17 protein-coding genes, 1 tRNA gene and 1 pseudogene are annotated in these 17,836 nt (G+C 31.5%); 8 read left to right on the top strand and 11 right to left on the bottom strand.

All coding sequences use genetic code 11. The features are described 5' to 3' along the window. Positions 1 to 10 precede the first annotated feature (10 nt). The 5 genes from prmA to ACEQT4_RS01485 form a co-directional block, all read right to left on the bottom strand. Positions 11 to 847 carry a 50S ribosomal protein L11 methyltransferase gene (prmA, locus tag ACEQT4_RS01505; RefSeq protein ID WP_370225680.1) on the bottom strand — a complete coding sequence of 279 codons (837 nt, stop codon included), beginning with the start codon at positions 845 to 847 and terminating at the stop codon, positions 11 to 13. Positions 848 to 990: 143 nt separating this feature from the next. Continuing rightward, positions 991 to 1,740 carry a triose-phosphate isomerase gene (gene tpiA / locus ACEQT4_RS01500; protein WP_370225679.1) on the bottom strand — a complete coding sequence of 250 codons (750 nt, stop codon included), beginning with the start codon at positions 1,738 to 1,740 and terminating at the stop codon, positions 991 to 993. A 57-nt stretch (positions 1,741 to 1,797) separates the two neighbouring features. Further along, entirely contained in the window at positions 1,798 to 2,874 is a 1,077-nt protein-coding gene (locus tag ACEQT4_RS01495) for an ABC transporter permease (RefSeq protein ID WP_027880717.1), read from the bottom strand. A 22-nt stretch (positions 2,875 to 2,896) separates the two neighbouring features. Further along, on the bottom strand, positions 2,897 to 4,228 hold the full coding sequence (locus tag ACEQT4_RS01490; RefSeq protein ID WP_370225678.1) for a BT_3928 family protein: 1,332 nt from the start codon (positions 4,226 to 4,228) through the stop codon (positions 2,897 to 2,899). Positions 4,229 to 4,304: 76 nt separating this feature from the next. After that, positions 4,305 to 4,844: a DUF1599 domain-containing protein gene (locus ACEQT4_RS01485; RefSeq protein WP_370225676.1), complete on the bottom strand. Its 540-nt coding sequence runs from the start codon at positions 4,842 to 4,844 to the stop codon at positions 4,305 to 4,307. Positions 4,845 to 4,959: 115 nt separating this feature from the next. Here ACEQT4_RS01485 and folP point away from each other — a divergent pair, with 115 nt between their 5' ends. The 3 genes from folP to cdaA are packed head-to-tail and all read left to right on the top strand — an operon-like array spanning position 4,960 to position 7,255. Then, positions 4,960 to 5,784: a dihydropteroate synthase gene (gene folP, locus ACEQT4_RS01480; RefSeq protein WP_370225675.1), complete on the top strand. Its 825-nt coding sequence runs from the start codon at positions 4,960 to 4,962 to the stop codon at positions 5,782 to 5,784. Continuing rightward, the gene (locus tag ACEQT4_RS01475; protein ID WP_370225674.1) at positions 5,777 to 6,433 is read left to right on the top strand and encodes a hypothetical protein; all 657 of its coding nucleotides are present in this window, start codon (positions 5,777 to 5,779) and stop codon (positions 6,431 to 6,433) included. The genes folP and ACEQT4_RS01475 overlap by 8 nt, the downstream gene beginning before the upstream one ends. A gap of 36 nt (positions 6,434 to 6,469) precedes the next feature. Next, the gene (gene cdaA / locus ACEQT4_RS01470; RefSeq protein WP_370225672.1) at positions 6,470 to 7,255 is read left to right on the top strand and encodes a diadenylate cyclase CdaA; all 786 of its coding nucleotides are present in this window, start codon (positions 6,470 to 6,472) and stop codon (positions 7,253 to 7,255) included. On the opposite strand, the gene ACEQT4_RS01465 is transcribed toward cdaA, so the two are convergent. After that, on the bottom strand, positions 7,252 to 9,018 hold the full coding sequence (locus tag ACEQT4_RS01465; RefSeq protein ID WP_370225671.1) for an ABC transporter ATP-binding protein: 1,767 nt from the start codon (positions 9,016 to 9,018) through the stop codon (positions 7,252 to 7,254). The genes cdaA and ACEQT4_RS01465 overlap by 4 nt on opposite strands. After that, positions 9,011 to 9,760, bottom strand: coding sequence for a tRNA pseudouridine(38-40) synthase TruA (gene truA / locus ACEQT4_RS01460; protein WP_370225669.1), 750 nt, complete (start codon positions 9,758 to 9,760; stop codon positions 9,011 to 9,013). Before truA ends, ACEQT4_RS01465 begins: the two co-directional genes overlap by 8 nt. Before the next feature lie 97 nt (positions 9,761 to 9,857). On the opposite strand from truA, the gene ACEQT4_RS01455 reads away from it, so the two are divergent. Further along, positions 9,858 to 10,352: a metallophosphoesterase gene (locus ACEQT4_RS01455; RefSeq protein WP_370225668.1), complete on the top strand. Its 495-nt coding sequence runs from the start codon at positions 9,858 to 9,860 to the stop codon at positions 10,350 to 10,352. Positions 10,353 to 10,412: 60 nt separating this feature from the next. Here the strand turns inward: ACEQT4_RS01455 and ACEQT4_RS01450 are convergent, their stop codons facing one another. Beyond that, entirely contained in the window at positions 10,413 to 10,826 is a 414-nt protein-coding gene (locus ACEQT4_RS01450; protein ID WP_370225667.1) for a DUF4293 domain-containing protein, read from the bottom strand. 201 nt (positions 10,827 to 11,027) lie between these two features. On the opposite strand from ACEQT4_RS01450, the gene rho reads away from it, so the two are divergent. Continuing rightward, on the top strand, positions 11,028 to 12,677 hold the full coding sequence (gene rho, locus ACEQT4_RS01445; RefSeq protein WP_370225665.1) for a transcription termination factor Rho: 1,650 nt from the start codon (positions 11,028 to 11,030) through the stop codon (positions 12,675 to 12,677). A gap of 160 nt (positions 12,678 to 12,837) precedes the next feature. On the opposite strand, the gene rpsT is transcribed toward rho, so the two are convergent. From rpsT to proS, 3 genes are all read right to left on the bottom strand, one after another. Continuing rightward, complete coding sequence (rpsT, locus tag ACEQT4_RS01440; RefSeq protein WP_027880707.1) at positions 12,838 to 13,089, bottom strand: 30S ribosomal protein S20; 252 nt, start codon at positions 13,087 to 13,089, stop codon at positions 12,838 to 12,840. A 25-nt stretch (positions 13,090 to 13,114) separates the two neighbouring features. Beyond that, positions 13,115 to 13,186: transfer RNA gene (locus ACEQT4_RS01435), tRNA-Glu, on the bottom strand. A 160-nt stretch (positions 13,187 to 13,346) separates the two neighbouring features. Beyond that, positions 13,347 to 14,825, bottom strand: coding sequence for a proline--tRNA ligase (proS, locus tag ACEQT4_RS01430; RefSeq protein WP_370225664.1), 1,479 nt, complete (start codon positions 14,823 to 14,825; stop codon positions 13,347 to 13,349). A gap of 100 nt (positions 14,826 to 14,925) precedes the next feature. Between proS and ACEQT4_RS01425 the strand changes: the two genes are divergently transcribed. The 3 genes and pseudogenes from ACEQT4_RS01425 to ACEQT4_RS01415 form a co-directional block, all read left to right on the top strand. Then, positions 14,926 to 15,918 (top strand): hypothetical protein, encoded by a 993-nt coding sequence (locus ACEQT4_RS01425; RefSeq protein WP_370225663.1) that lies wholly within the window; start codon positions 14,926 to 14,928, stop codon positions 15,916 to 15,918. 70 nt (positions 15,919 to 15,988) lie between these two features. Continuing rightward, entirely contained in the window at positions 15,989 to 17,509 is a 1,521-nt protein-coding gene (locus ACEQT4_RS01420) for an OmpP1/FadL family transporter (RefSeq protein ID WP_370225662.1), read from the top strand. Positions 17,510 to 17,571: 62 nt separating this feature from the next. After that, positions 17,572 to 17,706, top strand: a pseudogene (locus ACEQT4_RS01415) (dodecin family protein); the annotation flags it as partial. Positions 17,707 to 17,836 lie beyond the last annotated feature (130 nt).

Here is a 17,836-nt window from a genome sequence, read left to right as displayed (position 1 = left end):
TTCTAAAGTATTAATTTTTAAAATGTAAAGCAACCCAATTGTTACGTTTTAACGTTTTTAAGTGTTGTAAATTATTGGCATTACACTCTTTTTCTATTAACGGTATATCTTCTTCGTAGAAGCCACTTAAAAACAAACTTCCGTTAGTGTTTAAGCATTTTGCATATGTTGCTATATCTTGCAATAAGATATTACGATTAATGTTTGCTATTATTATGTCGTAATTTTTGTCTTTTAATAACGAAGCTTCTCCTTCATAAACCGAAATATGTTTACAATTATTACGTTCTACATTTTCTAGACTGTTTAAATAACACCAATTATCAATATCTATGGCGTCAATAGGCTGTGCGCCTTTCATCTCGGCTAGGATAGCTAAAACAGCTGTACCACAACCCATATCTAAAACTGATTTATCTTTAAAATCGTTTTGTAAGATATGCTGGATCATCATGTGTGTTGTTTCATGATGTCCTGTACCAAAACTCATTTTTGGCTCGATAATGATATCGTATTCTGTTTCAAATTTTTCATGAAATGGTGCACGAACAGCACAAACATCATCTACTACAATTGGGTTAAAGTTTTTTTCCCATTCTGCATTCCAGTTAGTCTGTTCTATATCTTCATGTGTGTAGGTAATATCAAACTCATCAGAATTTAATATTTGAATATCTTCTAAGATATTCTGGTTCCATTCTTCTTTTTGAATGTATGCTGTTACACCTTCTTCGGTTTCTACAAAACTTTCAAATCCTGCATAACCTAACTCGGCGATTAAAATTTCTACTGCTGGTTGTAATGGTTCTACTTTAAAATAGTAACCTTTATAAATAATATTAGACATTGTTGTTGCTATGTTTTTGCGGTTTTACCCGCGTTAGCGATAGTAGTGACATCCTTTTTTGAGGTACGAGAAAAAGATATAACGAATAGCGCGACGCTTTGCCTGACTTATATCAGGCAAAGGGTAACGCCCAAATTAATATTTTAAAATGCGTTTACTATTGCAAAAAAGTCTTCTGCTTTTAGTGATGCGCCACCTATTAAGCCGCCATCTACGTCTGGCTTAGAGAAAATTTCTTTAGCGTTGTTTGGTTTTACGCTACCTCCGTAAAGAATTGAGACATCGTTTGCTACATCATTACCATATTTATCTGCTAATGTTTTACGGATAAATGCGTGCATGTCTTGCGCTTGCTCTGGACTAGCTGTCTCGCCTGTTCCTATTGCCCATACTGGCTCGTATGCTAAAACGATATTTTTAAATGCTGATGCGTCTAAATGAAATAATGCATTACTAATTTGGTTACCTACTACGGTTTCTTCTTTTCCAGATTTACGGTCTTCTAACTCTTCTCCGAAGCAAAATATTACTCGCATATTATTTGCTAATGCTGCGTCTACTTTTTTTGCTAAAGTTGCGTCTGTCTCGTTAAAGTATGCTCTACGCTCGCTATGTCCTAAGATTACGGTTTGTATACCAACGCTTTTTAGCATTGATGCACTTACTTCTCCTGTGTATGCTCCGTTTTCTGCAAAGTGCATGTTTTGAGCGATTACTTCTATATCTGATGTACGTAATGACTGAAATGAATGCCAAAGATTTGTAAATGAAGGCGCTACCATTACTTCTGCATCACTTGTTTGTGTTTGCTTTTGTAAATCTGTTAATAAGCCTTCTGTTTGGGCTAAGTCATTATTCATTTTCCAGTTTCCTGCGACGATGTTTTTTCTCATGTCTTTATCTTATTTATTTATGAATAGGTCATGACGTTGCTAGACCTAACGATAGTTTTACTCTAATTTTACCTTTGGATCTAACCAACCGTAGATTATATCTACAAAAATATTAATTATTATGAAGAGTAGCGCTATAATTAGCACCGAACCCATAATTACTGGTAAGTCTAATGTGTTTAAAGCGTTTACAATTTCTTTACCTAAGCCATTCCACCCAAAAATATATTCTACAAAAACTGCTCCTGCTAACATACTTGCAAACCAACCTGATATTGCTGTAACTACAGGATTTAATGCGTTTTTTATAGCATGATTTTTTATAATTTGAAATTCTGAAAGTCCTTTTGCTTTGGCTGTACGAATGTAATCTTGGTTAAATACTTCTAGTAGTGAGTTTCGCATTAACTGAATAACTACAGCTAATGGTCTAATCCCTAAAACTAGCGCAGGAAGAATTAAATTTTTCCATTTGATGTGCATTTTTTCACCAAAATCGTCAAGTTGGTATAAACTTCCTGTCATTTCTAAATTAGTGTATTTGTGTAATACAAAACCAAAAAACCACGCAAATAATATGGCACTAAAAAAGGAAGGTACACTCATCCCTAAAGTACTGATAACTTGTATAAATTTATCTAAAAATGTATCTTTTTTTAATGCTGAAATAACACCTAAAAATACTCCTAAAAATAAAGCTATTGTTATCGCTGATATGGCTAAAACAAAAGTATTTGGTAATGTTTCTAAAAGTACTTGACTTACTTTTTTACCTTGTTTTGTAAAGCTTTCTCTTAAATACGGAAACTTTAATACGGTTGTAGTATTTCCTATTGAAAACAGTTGGGTTGCAGCGTATTTATTTTGACTTAAAAACGTATAATCACCTTCTGTCTTTGAATGAAATGAAATGGGCGATAAATCGTTTAAATAGTATAAATACTGTGTCCCAATTGATTTATCAAATCCATATTTTTTTTTAACAATAGCTAACTGTTCGCTATCTTCATTTTGCCCCAACATCATTTGTGCTGGATCACCTGGCAATACACTAAATAAAAAGAAAATAACAGTAACTACTCCAAATAATGTGAGTAATGCATAAAAGATTTTATTTAGTAAGTAGCTTAACAGATGTTATATTTTTATGATTAGGTTATTCTTGTTTAAGTTCAAAACTTGAGACACCAATATATTTTTTACCTTTTACAGTGTTTACTGAATCTAAATATTTTTCGAAAGAACCTTCTTTTTGAACAGGAACAAGCTTATACTTATCTTTATCTAAAGCTTTAACTTCTTCTAACGTAGCTTCTTTTCCTTCAATTAAATATAAAACTTCTCCTTGATCAACCAAAGACATATTTTTGGTAGGTTCTGGTCGCTTTACTTTTGGCAATTCAATTTCATCGGCATCATTCCAATGTTTCTTTTGAATGATAGTTCCTTCTTCAAGTTTTAAAATACCTGGATTAGAACGTACGATTGTTTTTAAAGCAGTTTCGTCACAGAAATAATAATCAAAATTTAGATTATATTCTTTTTTATAAGTATTTGCCTCTTCTGGTCCTGTTGCTGTGATACCAATAACATCGTAGCCGTTTTCTATAGCTTTATCGGTTAATACTTTTATTGTTTTAAGACCTTCAGTTTCAGCTTTAGCCAAATTATAATTGATAATTAATAATACGTGTGGACGATTTAAAATATCCTCGGTATAATTTTCGCCATCTTTTTCTATTGAAAAATCATGAATTGGAGCTTCATAACCTTCTTCTATCACATTGGTTTCTACACCAACATAAGTTCCTGAAGATTCTGGATAACTTCCATTAGTTACATACTCTACTTCTTCTCCGTTTTCTTTAAACGTCCAAGTATATTCTATAACTGGTTGTGGCGCATCTTCTGGAATGGTCATTTTTTCAGTAATATTATTACCTACTTTAAATGGTCTAAAATCTATTGTTGGTAAGTGCATTAAAACATGATATGCAAACCCTAAGCATGCAATAAAACTTAATAATGCTATTACGGTTGTAATAAATTTACTAAAGAATGGCTTAATGTATTTTTGACCTGCAAAAATGATAAGGATCATAACTAACAATACAACGTCTTTACCAAAACTTTCCCATGGATCCATCTTCATAGCGTCACCAAAACATCCGCAATCTTTCACTTTATCAAAGTATGCTGAATAGAATGTTAGAAATGTGAAGAATACTATCATTAATAATAAACTCCATAATGTAAATTTCTTTTTATAACCAATAATTAAGAACACTCCTAAAAGCACTTCAAAAACTACAACTACTATAGAAATTCCTAGAGCATAAGGAGTAAAAAATGGTAAATCTAAAACGGTTGGCCCAAAATATTCTTCTAGTTTAAATGCAAATCCTATTGGGTCATTTAGCTTTATAAATCCTGAAATGATAAAAAATATTCCGACAAAAATTCTTAAAAATCCTACTATAATTTTCATGTTATTTTTTCCTGAGCAAACAGGCATCTGTTTTAATTAATATTATTTATGCATTCTTACCTAAGCAGGAATGATATTATTTTTCATTTAAATGTATCATAGAAAACACAGCATAATTTATCATATCCTGATAATTTGCATCAATACCTTCGCTAACAATTGTTTTTCCTGCATTATCTTCAATTTGTTTAACGCGTAGTAATTTTTGCAAGATTAAATCAGTAAGACTACTTACACGCATATCACGCCAAGCTTCACCATAATCATGGTTTTTGTCTTCCATTAATTTTTTAGTGATTGCAACATGCTTATCGTATAATTCTGTCGCTTCATTTACATCCATATCTGGTTGCTCTACGACACCTTTTTCTATTTGTATTAGTGCCATAATACAGTAATTGATAATACCTATAAACTCGCTTTGCTCACCTTCATCTACTTTTCTAACGTCATTTTGTTGTAAACTTCTTATACGTTGCGCTTTGATAAAAATTTGATCGGTTAAAGATGGTAATCTTAAAATACGCCATGCGCTTCCGTAATCAGACATTTTTTTTGTAAAAAGATCACGACAGGTTTTTATTACCGCATCGTATTGTTTAGAAGTATCTTGCATAAATGGTGTTCTTATCTTGATAATTTCCGTAAATTTCGCATAAAATTATTTAAAGTTCAAGGTTTAGGGATTAAAGTTTTTACAAGTTATCCCAACACCTATCAACTATATACCAATGACAATAAATTGTAAAGGAAAACTTATCGATTTAAGTACACCAAAAGTGATGGGAATTTTAAACGTAACGCCAGATTCTTTTTACGATGGTGGACGTTATAAAGACGAAAATTCTATATTAAATCAAGTTGAAACCATGCTTAACCAAGGGGCTACTTTTATAGATATTGGCGCTTACAGCTCTAGACCAAATGCAGATTTTGTTACAGAAGACGAAGAACTGCAACGCATTGTACCTATTGTTGAGTTACTAGTGAAACATTTTCCTGAAATTATTATTTCTGTAGATACCTTTAGAAGTGAAGTTGCAAAACAAACAATTAAAGCTGGCGCGAGTTTAATTAATGATATTTCTGCAGGGTTTTTAGATGAAAACATGCTTGAAACGGTTGCAAACCATAGCGTACCATACATCATGATGCATATGCGTGGCACACCACAAACTATGCAAACGCTTACAGATTATGATAACTTGACAAAAGACGTTAATTTCTATTTTTCTGAACGTATTAGTAAAGCGAGAGCGTTAGGTATTATCGATTTGATTTTAGATCCTGGTTTTGGTTTTGCAAAAACGACACAGCAAAATTTTGAGCTTTTAAACCAATTAGAGCTTTTAAACATTGCTGGTTTACCACTTTTAGTTGGAGTCTCTCGTAAATCTATGATTTACAAAACACTAGACACAACAGCTCAAAACGCACTAAACGGAACTACTGCTTTACACATGATTGCTTTACAAAAAGGCGCAAAAATTTTACGCGTACATGATGTAAAAGAAGCCAAAGAATGTATCACACTTTATAACCAATTACATGCTTAAAAAAATAGGATTTATAGGATTAATAACACTCTTTTTATGGTCTTGCGGAAACGAAAAAGTTATCCAATTACCAGAAGTACAACACGCTAAAATAACTGAAATTTTAGATGTGTCTCCTGCATATATTTTTTATAATGAAACACAACCAGACAGTGTTGAACTTAATAGAAAAAATTTAATTATCTCTACCAACTGGTTATTTAATGTAGATAAACGCTTGACATTAGAGCAAGCCATACCAAAAATTAAATTTTTGCAAGACAAAAAACGAAATGCAAAAATGCATAAAAATGAAGCCGCAAAAAACTATTACACTTGTAACGATACCAGTATTAAAAACCTAGGTTTTATTGATTTTACAGATGTAAATTATGTTGAAGAAATCAATTCTGAAAACAATTATATAATAACAATTAACCATTTAAATGATATTGCAATTCATCATAATGATGTAAAACTTTCAGAAGTTGATATTGATAATTTAATTATTCAACTTGAGAAAAATTTTAATAAAAATGAAGAAAATACTGTTTTGACACTTCATTTAAATAAGCAATTAAAATTTCAAGATTACATTACAGTAAAAAATAGACTTCAAAACTTAAATTTTGAAACTATAGTTATTGACAACAACGAGTATATTTTTTAATTCAATTTCATTAAATTTACAAAAACCGACTTCACTTTGGAGATATTAGATGATATTTTAAAATTTAGTTTAATAGACGTTATCGACGTTATTTTAGTTGCACTACTACTCTACTATGTTTACAAATTAGTAAAAGGTACTGTGGCTATCAATATTTTTATTGGTATTGTTATTATTTACATTATTTGGAAGGTTACGCAAGCACTACAAATGCAAATGCTTAGTAATATTTTAGGCGGATTTATTAGCGTAGGAATGTTTGCGTTAATTGTGGTTTTTCAGCAAGAAATCAGAAAGTTTTTATTAATGATAGGTTCTACCAATTTTGCTAGTAGACGTAAGTTTTTTAGTCAGCTTAAGTTTTTAAAAATGGAAGAAAACGCTACAACAAATATTGATGCTATTATTGCTGCTTGTAATAAGATGAGTGCTTCAAAAACTGGTGCATTAATTGTTTTAGAACGCAATAATAACCTTGATTTTTTAGCCAATACTGGTGACGAGATGAATATAAAAGTAACACAACCCATTATAGAAAGTATCTTTTTTAAGAATAGTCCTTTACATGATGGCGCGATTATAATTCAAGATAATACTGTAAAAGCAACGCGTGTTATTTTACCTGTTAATAACGAAAAAAATATACCACAACGTTTTGGACTACGTCATCGTGCTGCAGTTGGCGTTACAGAGCGAACAGACGCTGTAGCTATTGCAGTAAGTGAAGAAACAGGACAAATATCTTGTTTTAGAGATGGTGAATTTGTACCATTTTCTGATACTTCAGAATTAGCAGAAATTTTGAAAAAAGATTTGGTTTAAACCACTTCAGATTGTAAAAACTGAACTTCATAAAGGTTTCTATAGTAACCATTTTCCTTTTTAAGTAATTCTTGATGAGTTCCTTGTTCTACAATTTGACCATTATCCATTACAATAATATTATCTGCTTTTTGTATGGTTGCCAAACGGTGAGCAATAACAATAGATGTACGACCTTTGGTAATCTTATCAGTCGCATTTTGAATTAATTGTTCTGAATAAGAATCTACAGAAGATGTTGCTTCATCTAAAATTAAAATACTTGGATTAGTGACGTACGCTCTTAAAAATGATATTAACTGACGTTGTCCAGAAGATAACATAACACCACGTTCTTTAACGTTATAATGATATCCGTTTGGAAGGCTCATTATAAAATCGTGTATACCAATATCTTTTGCAGCTTGTATGACTTGTGCTTCTGTGATTTCGGGATGATTTAAAGTAATGTTACTTAAAATAGTATCTGCAAACAAAAACACATCTTGCAACACAACTGCAGTTTGTTGTCTTAAAGAACTTAATGTAAAGTCTTTTATGTTGGTGTTGTCTATTTTAATTTCACCGTTATTAATTTCGTAAAAACGATTTAATAAATTAATCACCGTACTTTTTCCTGCGCCAGTAGCACCAACAATAGCAACGGTTTGACCTGCGGTAACTTCGAAAGAAATTCCTTTTAAAACTTCTTCGTCTTCAACATATCTAAAATGAACATCTTTAAAGCTAATACTTCCTTTTAAATCTTTAGCTACAATAGTTCCAGAATTATCAATTTGCGAAGTGGTATCTAAAATTTTAAACACTCTGTTGGCAGCAACAAGCCCCATTTGAAGTGTACTAAACTTATCTGCTATTTGACGTAAAGGTCTAAATAACATAGGTATCATGGTTATGAACATAAACAAATCTCCTGCTGAAACAGAACCGTCAATAATCACTCTTAATCCACCAAAATATACTACTGTACCTACAGTTAATGCCGATAAAACCTCTAAAATTGCAAAAAAGATAGAGTTATACCAAACGGTTTTTAACCAAGCGTTTTTATGTCTTGTATTTATCTCTTGAAAGTTTTTATACTCGGTTACTTCTCTAGTAAATAATTGCAGAATTTTCATTCCTGTAACACGTTCTTGCACAAACGAATTTAGATTAGAAACTTCATTTCTGATTTCTTCAAAAGCTTGTTTCATATAACGCTGAAATACTTTGGTAGCATATAGTATTATAGGAAGCATTACAAAAACGATTAACGCTAATTTCCAGTTTACATAAAGCATAGCGCTAGAGACAACAATCATAATTAATAAATCTCTTATGATTGAAAATAAACCGTCACCAAATACAGACGAAATACGTTCCATATCAGTAACTGCTCTTGTTATTAAAACTCCAACTGAAGAATTGTTAAAGTATTTCATTCTAAAATTAAGCATGTGATCAAATAACTTAACTCTAATATCTTTAACCATTTTTAAACCCAACCAAGAAGAATAGTAGATAAATAACAATTGAAAAACAACTGTTGCTAATAATAGCAAAGCCATAATAGTGATCAAGTTGACAAAACCATCATAATCCTGCTTAACCAAATGCTGGTCTACAATTTCTCTTACTAATAAAGGTGTAGCAATACTTAATGCTCCTAAAATTAGAACCGAAACTATTAAACCGTAAAAAACTACACGATAAGGTTTTGTATATTTAAAAAGACGCTTAAATAAGTTAACGTCAAATATGTTTTCTTTTTTCTTAGTCATCTATTTTAATGGAATCTGGATATTCTACAGCTGTTAAATATAACCCTTTAGCTGGCACAGAATAACCTGCTTCTCCTCTATTTTTTGATTTTATAATTTGATGCATATCGGTAACTTCAATTTTACCAACACCAATATTTATTAACGTACCAACTATGGCACGCACCATATTGCGCAAAAAACGATCTGCTTTTATGGTGAAATGAAGCTCGTCTTCAACAATATTAAATTCAGCTTCTTTGATATCACAATTATACGTTTTTACATCTGTATGCACTTTAGAAAAGCATTGAAAATCTTTATAATCCAATAAGATTTTTGCTGCTTCTGTCATCTTTTCAACATCCAACTGCTGCTTTACAAAATACGCTTGTTCTATGTTAAACGCATTTTTTTTAAATGAAATTCTGTATAAATAACTTCTGCTTAAAGCATCAAAACGTGCATGCGCATCAGGCTTTACTTTAAAAACATTGTGTATAGCAATGTCTTTTGGTAAAAACGAATTCAATTTATAAACTAATTGCGCTTTTTCAACAATTTGTTCTGTATCAAAATGCGCAAAAATTTGTTTAGCATGTACACCTGCATCGGTACGTCCTGCTCCGACAATAGCGACAGATTCACCCAATAAAGTACTTAACGCATTTTCTAAAACTTCTTGAACAGAAATAGCATTAGGTTGATTTTGCCAACCATGATAGGCTTTTCCGTTGTATGATAATTCTATGAAATATCTCAATTAATCGCTTATTTTTACAAATTGAAATGCAAAGATAAGATAAAGCATTAAGTTAAAAACTTGATGATACAAGTTTTAAGAATAGTTTAATTAAGAGATGAAAAAAATACTGCTACTTTCTGATACACATAGTTACATTGACGACACTATATTAAAACACGTAAAAAATGCAGATGAAGTCTGGCACGCTGGTGATATTGGAGATTTAAACGTTACCGATCAAATACAAAAATTGAAACCTTTACGTGCTGTTTGGGGAAATATTGATGGTGATAAAGCAAGAGCAGAATTCCCAGAACATAATCGTTTTACTATTGAAGGTGTTGATGTTTGGATTACGCATATTGGTGGTTATCCTGGTAGATATAATATTAGAGTTAGAGACGCTATTAAAGCAAATCCACCACAATTATTTATTTGCGGTCATTCTCATATTTTAAAAGTTATGTCTGATAAAAAATTAGGTTTGTTACATATAAATCCGGGAGCAATTGGCATACATGGTTTTCATAAAGTACGTACCATGTTACGTTTTACAATAGATAATGGTAAGATTGATAATTTAGAAGTTATTCAATATGATAGAAAATAAAAAAACCGAAGTTATTCACTTCGGTTTTTCTTTCGCACTAATACTACTAAGATGATAGGTTTATCGTAATCTATCTACTGATTTTACAAGATCTTCATCCTTTTTAATGGCTCTATTGGCAAGAACCAAAAATACGATAGAAATGACTGGAAGAAAAATCCCAACACCTTTCTCTGAAACTCCATTAGCTTCTCCAGGTGAGTTAAGTATTCGATACACGAAAAATCCTAGTAAAATTAAGTTTAATATCATATTTAGACGTCCCAACATAAATTGAGACTTTCTATTTTTAAAATTGAAAATCGAGATAATTGCTAAAATAGCTGAGCCTACAAAAAGGCCTAAAGCAAGTATTTCATCTTTTGCATACACAACAGTTCCTTCTGCAGTGGTCCACAGATTAAATGCAAATATTAATCCGCCAGAGATAATAGCAACAATTAATAAATATACAGTTTGGATGCGTTGTAGCATAATAATTTTTAAATTTTAGGATTACAAAAATATAGTTTCTTTTAGAATTATAGAACTAAAAATTAAAATAAAAGTTGTATAATTGCATTAACGTTACGCAACACTCACAATAGCAAAGCGTTAATTCTTCAGAAATATCTTATTTTCTTTAAGAAACAATCAATTAAAAATTATAACATTACATAAGTTAATTCAACATCAATGTTTGAAATCTCACAATTAAAAGCCATGAAGCTTCCTGAATTACAGGAAATTGCTAAAAAATTGAGCGTTCCTAAATTTCGCTCTATGAAAAAATTAGATTTAGTATATCAAATACTAGACAAACAAGCAGCAGATCCAAAAGCTGTCTTAGAAGTAAAAAAGGAAGACACAGAGGACAAACCAAAACCTCAAAGACAAAAAAGAACAAGAGTTAGCAAAGCTTCAGCAGACAAGAAAACTTCAACAGAAAAAAAAGATGATAACCAAAGTAAATTAGATTTAGAGTCTGATAAATCTAAAGAAAAGAAGGAACAGCCTAAAAAAGCTACCCAACAAAATCATCAAAAAAATAAACAGTCAAATAACAACGACAACAAAAAAGACGATAAGCAACAAAAGGACAATAAAGCTAACAAACCTAATAATAACAATCGTCAAAAAAATAACAACAACAAGAATAACAACAGCAATCAAAAAGGTAATAACGGAAACAAAGATAACCGCAACCGTTATAGAGAACCTGATTTTGAGTTTGATGCTATTATTGAAAGTGAAGGTGTTTTAGACATCATGCAGGACGGTTATGGTTTTTTAAGAAGCTCTGATTACAATTACCTTTCTTCTCCAGATGATATTTATGTATCACAATCTCAAATTAGATTATTTGGATTAAAAACAGGGGACACTGTTTTAGGTAATGTTCGTCCTCCAAAAGAAGGTGAAAAGTATTTTCCTCTTATAAAAATTAATAAAATAAACGGTCAAAGTCCTAATGTGGTTAGAGATCGTGTTTCTTTTGAACATTTAACACCACTTTTTCCAAAAGAGAAATTTAATATAGCAGAAAAGCAAAGTACAATTTCTACCAGAATTATGGATCTATTCTCTCCTATAGGGAAAGGTCAACGTGGTATGATTGTATCACAACCAAAAACAGGTAAAACCATGTTACTAAAGGACGTAGCAAATGCAATAGCTGCTAACCATCCAGAAGTATATCAAATGATTTTACTTATCGATGAGCGTCCTGAAGAAGTTACAGACATGCAACGTAATGTACGAGGAGAAGTAATTGCTTCTACTTTTGATAAAGAAGCTCATGAACACGTAAGAATCGCTAATATAGTTTTAGAAAAAGCAAAAAGATTAGTAGAATGTGGACACGATGTTGTTATTCTTTTAGATTCTATTACCCGTTTAGCTAGAGCTTATAATACTGTACAACCAGCTTCAGGAAAAATACTTTCTGGTGGTGTAGATGCAAATGCTTTACACAAACCTAAGCGTTTCTTTGGTGCAGCTAGAAATATTGAAAATGGGGGATCTTTAACTATAATAGCTACAGCTTTAACAGATACTGGTTCTAAAATGGACGAAGTTATCTTTGAAGAGTTTAAAGGAACAGGAAATATGGAACTACAATTAGATAGAAAAATTGCTAATAGACGTATATTCCCTGCTATTGATTTAACTTCTTCTAGTACACGTCGTGACGACTTATTATTAGACGACAACACAGTACAACGCATGTGGGTAATGAGAAAATACCTAGCAGACATGAATCCTGTTGAAGCGATGGAATTTATCAATGAAAGATTTAAACAAACAAAAAACAATGAAGAGTTTTTAATCTCTATGAATGGTTAAGACTTAAAGAATGTTATATATAAAAAAAGCCTTGAAATTATTCAAGGCTTTTTTTATAATCTTAAAATGCGCTAATATTATAACTGAAAATTATTAAAAACAAAAAAACGCTTCATAAAATGAAGCGTTAAAATAATATTATATAACTAATAATAATTTCTTATAATGCAGCTACGTGCTTAGCTAATTTAGATTTAATATTAGCTGCTTTGTTAGCATGAATAATGTTTTTCTTAGCTAACTTATCTAACATAGATACAACAGAAGGTAATAACTCTTCAGCTTCTTTCTTGTTATCTAAGTCACGTAATTTTTTCACAGCATTACGAGTTGTCTTATGCTGATATCTATTTCTTAAGCGCTTAGCTTCGTTGCTTCTTATTCTTTTTAATGCTGACTTATGATTTGCCATTAGTTCTTTTTTTATTAAAAAATTGTAGCCCGTAGGGGAATCGAACCCCTCTTACCAGGATGAAAACCTGGCGTCCTAGCCGATAGACGAACGGGCCATTTGTTATTTTGAGAGCGCAAATATAAATTATTTTTTAATACTTGCAAAACTTTTTTTTTATTTCAAAACAACTAACAATGTTTCCATTGCGGATGCAAAAATACAACTATTTTTGACTATTGCAACAACTAATTAAAAAAAATTAAAAAAAATTTTTACTAGTATGCTTTTGCAAACAATACTCTACGGTTTGAAGGCTTACCAGTAAGCACACATTTACCTTCTTCTTCCTTTCCATCTAAAGGAATACATCTTATTGTTGCTTTAGTAAGTTCTTTTATTTTTTCTTCTGTCTCTGGTGTACCATCCCAATGAGCAGAAATAAAACCTCCTTTTTCTTTAAGTATAGTTTTAAACTCTTCAAAAGTATCTACTTTAGTTATATGATTATTTCTGTAATCTAATGCCTTATTAAATAGAGACTCTTGTATTTCTGTCATTAAACCTTCTACTTTTTCTGTCAAACCATTTAGGTTTACTATTTCTTTAGTTAAGGTATCTCTTCTTGCTAATTCTACAGTTCCGTTTTCTAAGTCTCTTGCTCCTATTGCAATTCTTAAAGGAACTCCTTGAAGTTCATGCTGTGCAAATTTTGCTCCTGGTCTTAATGTATCTCGATTATCAAACTTAACAGTAATGTTTTTACTTCTTAAGTCTTTCATTATACCATTTACAACCTTTGTTATAGCTTCTAGCTGTTCTTCATTTTTATATATAGGAACTATTACAACTTGATTTGGTGCTAAATTTGGTGGTAAAACTAAACCTTTATCATCACTATGCGTCATAATTAATGCTCCCATTAATCGTGTTGAAACTCCCCAAGAAGTTGCCCATACGTAATCTTGCTTTCCTTCTTTAGAAGTAAACTTTACATCAAAAGCTTTAGCAAAGTTTTGACCTAAAAAGTGCGATGTACCAGCTTGTAAAGCTTTACCATCTTGCATAAGTGCTTCTATACAGTATGTTTCTACTGCACCCGCAAACCTTTCACTTTCTGTTTTTAATCCTTGCACTACAGGTATAGCCATGAAGTTTTCTGCAAAGTCTGCGTAAACATTATTCATTTGTTCGGCTTCTGCAACTGCTTCTTTTTTTGTTGCATGCGCAGTATGACCTTCTTGCCATAAAAATTCTGCTGTTCGTAAGAACAATCGTGTACGCATTTCCCACCTTACAACATTAGCCCATTGATTTACTAGCAAAGGAAGATCTCTATAGGACTGTATCCAGCCTTTATATGTATTCCATATTATAGCTTCACTTGTTGGCCTTACCACAAGTTCTTCTTCTAGTTTTGCGTCTGGATCTACTCTTAATTTACCTGGATTATCAGGATCGTTTTGAAGTCTATAATGAGTAACTACTGCACATTCTTTAGCAAACCCTTCTGCATTTTTCTCTTCAGCTTCAAAAAGTTTTTTTGGTACAAATATTGGAAAATATGCATTTTCATGACCTGTTTCTTTAAACATTCTGTCTAACTCTGCTTGCATTTTTTCCCAAATTGCATAACCGTAAGGTTTTATAACCATACAACCTCTAACTGCTGAATTTTCAGCTAAATTAGCTTCTACAACCAATTCATTATACCATTTGGAATAATCTTCGGCTCTACTTGTCAATTTTTTACTCATATCGGTATTTTGGCACAAATATTGTGTCTATGTTAAATAATAGAATAGTTTAGCAAAACTAACTATTTTTGTATAGTTCAACAATTAAAAATAAAGCGTTATGAAATTATTTACTTTTTTATCTAACAAATTAAACGCATTTACAGCTATAATAGCTGCAATTGCACTAACCTCGTGTGGGTCTTATCAATATGTTGGACAAACAAATGATGGTATTTATGAAACACCTGACGCTTATGGGCATCAAACAGTTGTTATAGAAGAAGGAAATAATAATAATAATAATAATGATTATTACACTAACTATTTCAGAGAGAAAGCTTTAGAAGCTGAAGCTTATAACAATAATAACAACGAAATTTTTACAGATATTGACACCTATGAAGGCACATACTCTGATACTACTTCTGTTGTCCAAAAAGCTGGTTGGGGAGATTCTAATGACCAAGTTGTTATTAACGTTTACAATGACGTCTATTCAAACCAAATAGCTAGATACGGTTGGAACAATTGGGGATGGAATTCTTGGGGTATGACACCTTGGGGATGGAACTCATGGAGATGGAACAGACCATGGGGATGGAATTCTTGGGGATGGAATGCCGGTTTCTACGATCCTTTTTGGAATAGAGGTTTTTACGGATATGGTCCATTCTTTTATGGATATGGTTACGGAAATTACTATAATGGATACGCTTACAATGGTATATACACTAGAAGAGGTATTTCTTATAATGCTGGAAGAAGAGGATCTATATTAAGAAACTCGTCAGTTCTAAATGGTAGAAGTAACATAAATAGAGGTAACACAAATGTAAGACCAAGATCTGTAACAAGACCGAGAACTAACTCTACAACTAGACCTAGAACAAATACCACAAGACCAAGAACTAATTCTACTACTAGACCTAGAACAAACACTACTAGACCTAGAACTAGCACTACTAGACCTAGAACAAATACTACTAGACCAAGGACTAGCACAACAAGACCTAGTACAAGTTCTCCAACAAGATCTTTTGGAGGAACAAGAAGTGGTGGATCCTCTTCTAGAGGAACATCTTCAAGGTCTTCTGGTCGTAGAGGTGGATGATTAGAATATTAATAAGTCATTACTATTTAACCTTATTTATTCAAATTTATAATTATTTAAAAAAATTGAAATGAAAAAAATTATTATGCTTGCCATAAGTAGCTTTGTTATGTCCTTTAGTTTTGGGCAAACAGTTACAGATGCTTTAAGATACTCTAATGATGATTTAAAAGGAACTGCTAGATTTAGAGCTTTAAGCGGTGCATTTGGTGCACTAGGAGGAGATTTAAGCGCTATAAGTATAAATCCTGCAGGTTCTGCTGTTTTTACAAGCAGTCATGCCACATTTACTTTAGAAAATCAAAACATTGATAATGAAACAAATTATTTTAATGTAAACAACACATCATCTGAATCTAATTTTGATTTTACTCAAGGTGGTGCCGTATTTGTCTTTAGAAATAATCGACAAGATTCACCTTGGAAGAAATTTTCTGTTGGAATAAATTTTGAAAATTCAAAACATTATGATGATAATTGGAGAGCTTCTGGAGTAAGTCAAAACTCTGTTGACCAATACTTTTTAGCTAATGCGCAAGGTTTACCCTTAGGTGAAATTTCTGCTTTAGAAGGAGAATCTACTTCTCAAGCTTATTCAGAAATTGGTAGTTTGTATGGCTATCAAAATCAACAAGCTTTTTTAGGTTATGACTCTTACATACTAGAACCTGAAACCTTTGATGATAATAATACAGTGTACTTTTCTAATATTGCTGCAGGAGACTTCAATCAAGCTAATAATTACTCTGCAACAGGATATAACGGAAAAGTGACTTTTAATGCTGCAGCACAATACACAGATGATTTATATATTGGTTTAAATTTAAATTCTCATTTTTTAAACTACGAAAGATACACTAGTTATTATGAAACAAATAATAACACAAACACTTTAGTTGATGAAGTTTTATTTGATAACACATTAGCCACTAACGGTACTGGTTTTTCATTTCAATTAGGAACTATATATAAAGTAACACCAGAATTACGAATAGGATTCACTTACGATTCTCCTACATGGATGACTATTGAAGAAGAGACCACACAATATTTAGAGACTTTCGTAATTGATGAAACAAATGGTGATTTCTACCAAATAGTAAATCCTAATATAGTTAACATATTTCCTAGCTATAAATTACAAACACCTTCAAGATTTTCTTCTAGTATAGCATATGTGTTTGGACAAAAAGGTCTTATTAGTTTTGATTATTCTACTAAAGACTTTAGTAACACAAAGTTTAAACCAACTTCTGATGCTTATTATAGTGCACAAAACAATATTATGTCTAATTTACTAACTAGAGCAAATACCTACAGAATTGGTGGAGAGTACAAAATAAAGCAATTTAGTTTAAGAGGTGGTTACCGCTTTGAAGAAAGTCCTTATAAAAACGACGAAATTATTGGCGATTTAACTGGTTATTCATTTGGATTAGGCTACGACTTTGGAAACACCGTATTAGATTTGGCTTATAGTAATTCTTCTCAAGAAAGACAGGAGCAATTTTTTGATGTTGGCTTTACTAATGCAGCTAATATTGACAGAACAAACTCTAACATAACACTTTCTTTAAGTTTTAAGCTTTAACTCTCTAATAAAACATAAATATAAAAGCTTGAGTATCTACTCAAGCTTTTTTTTACATCTTAAAAGCAGTAAAACACGCATCAAAAAGTGTAAAAAACATACGTTCTGTGTATGTACAAGACCAAAGCGCTATTGTTAAAAGTGGTGAAGTAACTGAGTTTAGAGTTAACCTTAAAATCACTTTTGAAGTTGAGTAATCGCTTTTAGTTTTTATTTATAAAACACCTTATATTAAAAAGCCTGAACACTATGTTCAGGCTTTTTTGTTTCTATTTGTATTGGTTTGTTTGAATTAGAAGTTGTTTCCTAGCGTTTCAGAGTAAAGTG

The sequence above is a fragment of the Mesoflavibacter sp. genome (genome assembly GCF_964226795.1).
GTDB lineage: Bacteria > Bacteroidota > Bacteroidia > Flavobacteriales > Flavobacteriaceae > Mesoflavibacter > Mesoflavibacter zeaxanthinifaciens.
The sequence above is the reverse complement of the archived record's forward strand: the minus strand, read 5'-3'. Positions and strand labels throughout refer to the sequence as shown.

Excerpts from the sequence above, each read along its gene's own strand:
- prmA (WP_370225680.1), bottom strand. The coding sequence starts at position 847 with ATGTCTAATATTATTTATAAAGGTTACTATTTTAAAGTAGAACCATTA.
- ACEQT4_RS01455 (WP_370225668.1), top strand. The coding sequence starts at position 9,858 with ATGAAAAAAATACTGCTACTTTCTGATACACATAGTTACATTGACGAC.
- folP (WP_370225675.1), top strand. The coding sequence starts at position 4,960 with ATGACAATAAATTGTAAAGGAAAACTTATCGATTTAAGTACACCAAAA.
- ACEQT4_RS01425 (WP_370225663.1), top strand. The coding sequence starts at position 14,926 with ATGAAATTATTTACTTTTTTATCTAACAAATTAAACGCATTTACAGCT.
- rpsT (WP_027880707.1), bottom strand. The coding sequence starts at position 13,089 with ATGGCAAATCATAAGTCAGCATTAAAAAGAATAAGAAGCAACGAAGCT.
- rho (WP_370225665.1), top strand. The coding sequence starts at position 11,028 with ATGTTTGAAATCTCACAATTAAAAGCCATGAAGCTTCCTGAATTACAG.
- ACEQT4_RS01450 (WP_370225667.1), bottom strand. The coding sequence starts at position 10,826 with ATGCTACAACGCATCCAAACTGTATATTTATTAATTGTTGCTATTATC.
- proS (WP_370225664.1), bottom strand. The coding sequence starts at position 14,825 with ATGAGTAAAAAATTGACAAGTAGAGCCGAAGATTATTCCAAATGGTAT.
- ACEQT4_RS01465 (WP_370225671.1), bottom strand. The coding sequence starts at position 9,018 with ATGACTAAGAAAAAAGAAAACATATTTGACGTTAACTTATTTAAGCGT.
- ACEQT4_RS01490 (WP_370225678.1), bottom strand. The coding sequence starts at position 4,228 with ATGAAAATTATAGTAGGATTTTTAAGAATTTTTGTCGGAATATTTTTT.
- tpiA (WP_370225679.1), bottom strand. The coding sequence starts at position 1,740 with ATGAGAAAAAACATCGTCGCAGGAAACTGGAAAATGAATAATGACTTA.
- ACEQT4_RS01420 (WP_370225662.1), top strand. The coding sequence starts at position 15,989 with ATGAAAAAAATTATTATGCTTGCCATAAGTAGCTTTGTTATGTCCTTT.
- ACEQT4_RS01475 (WP_370225674.1), top strand. The coding sequence starts at position 5,777 with ATGCTTAAAAAAATAGGATTTATAGGATTAATAACACTCTTTTTATGG.
- ACEQT4_RS01485 (WP_370225676.1), bottom strand. The coding sequence starts at position 4,844 with ATGCAAGATACTTCTAAACAATACGATGCGGTAATAAAAACCTGTCGT.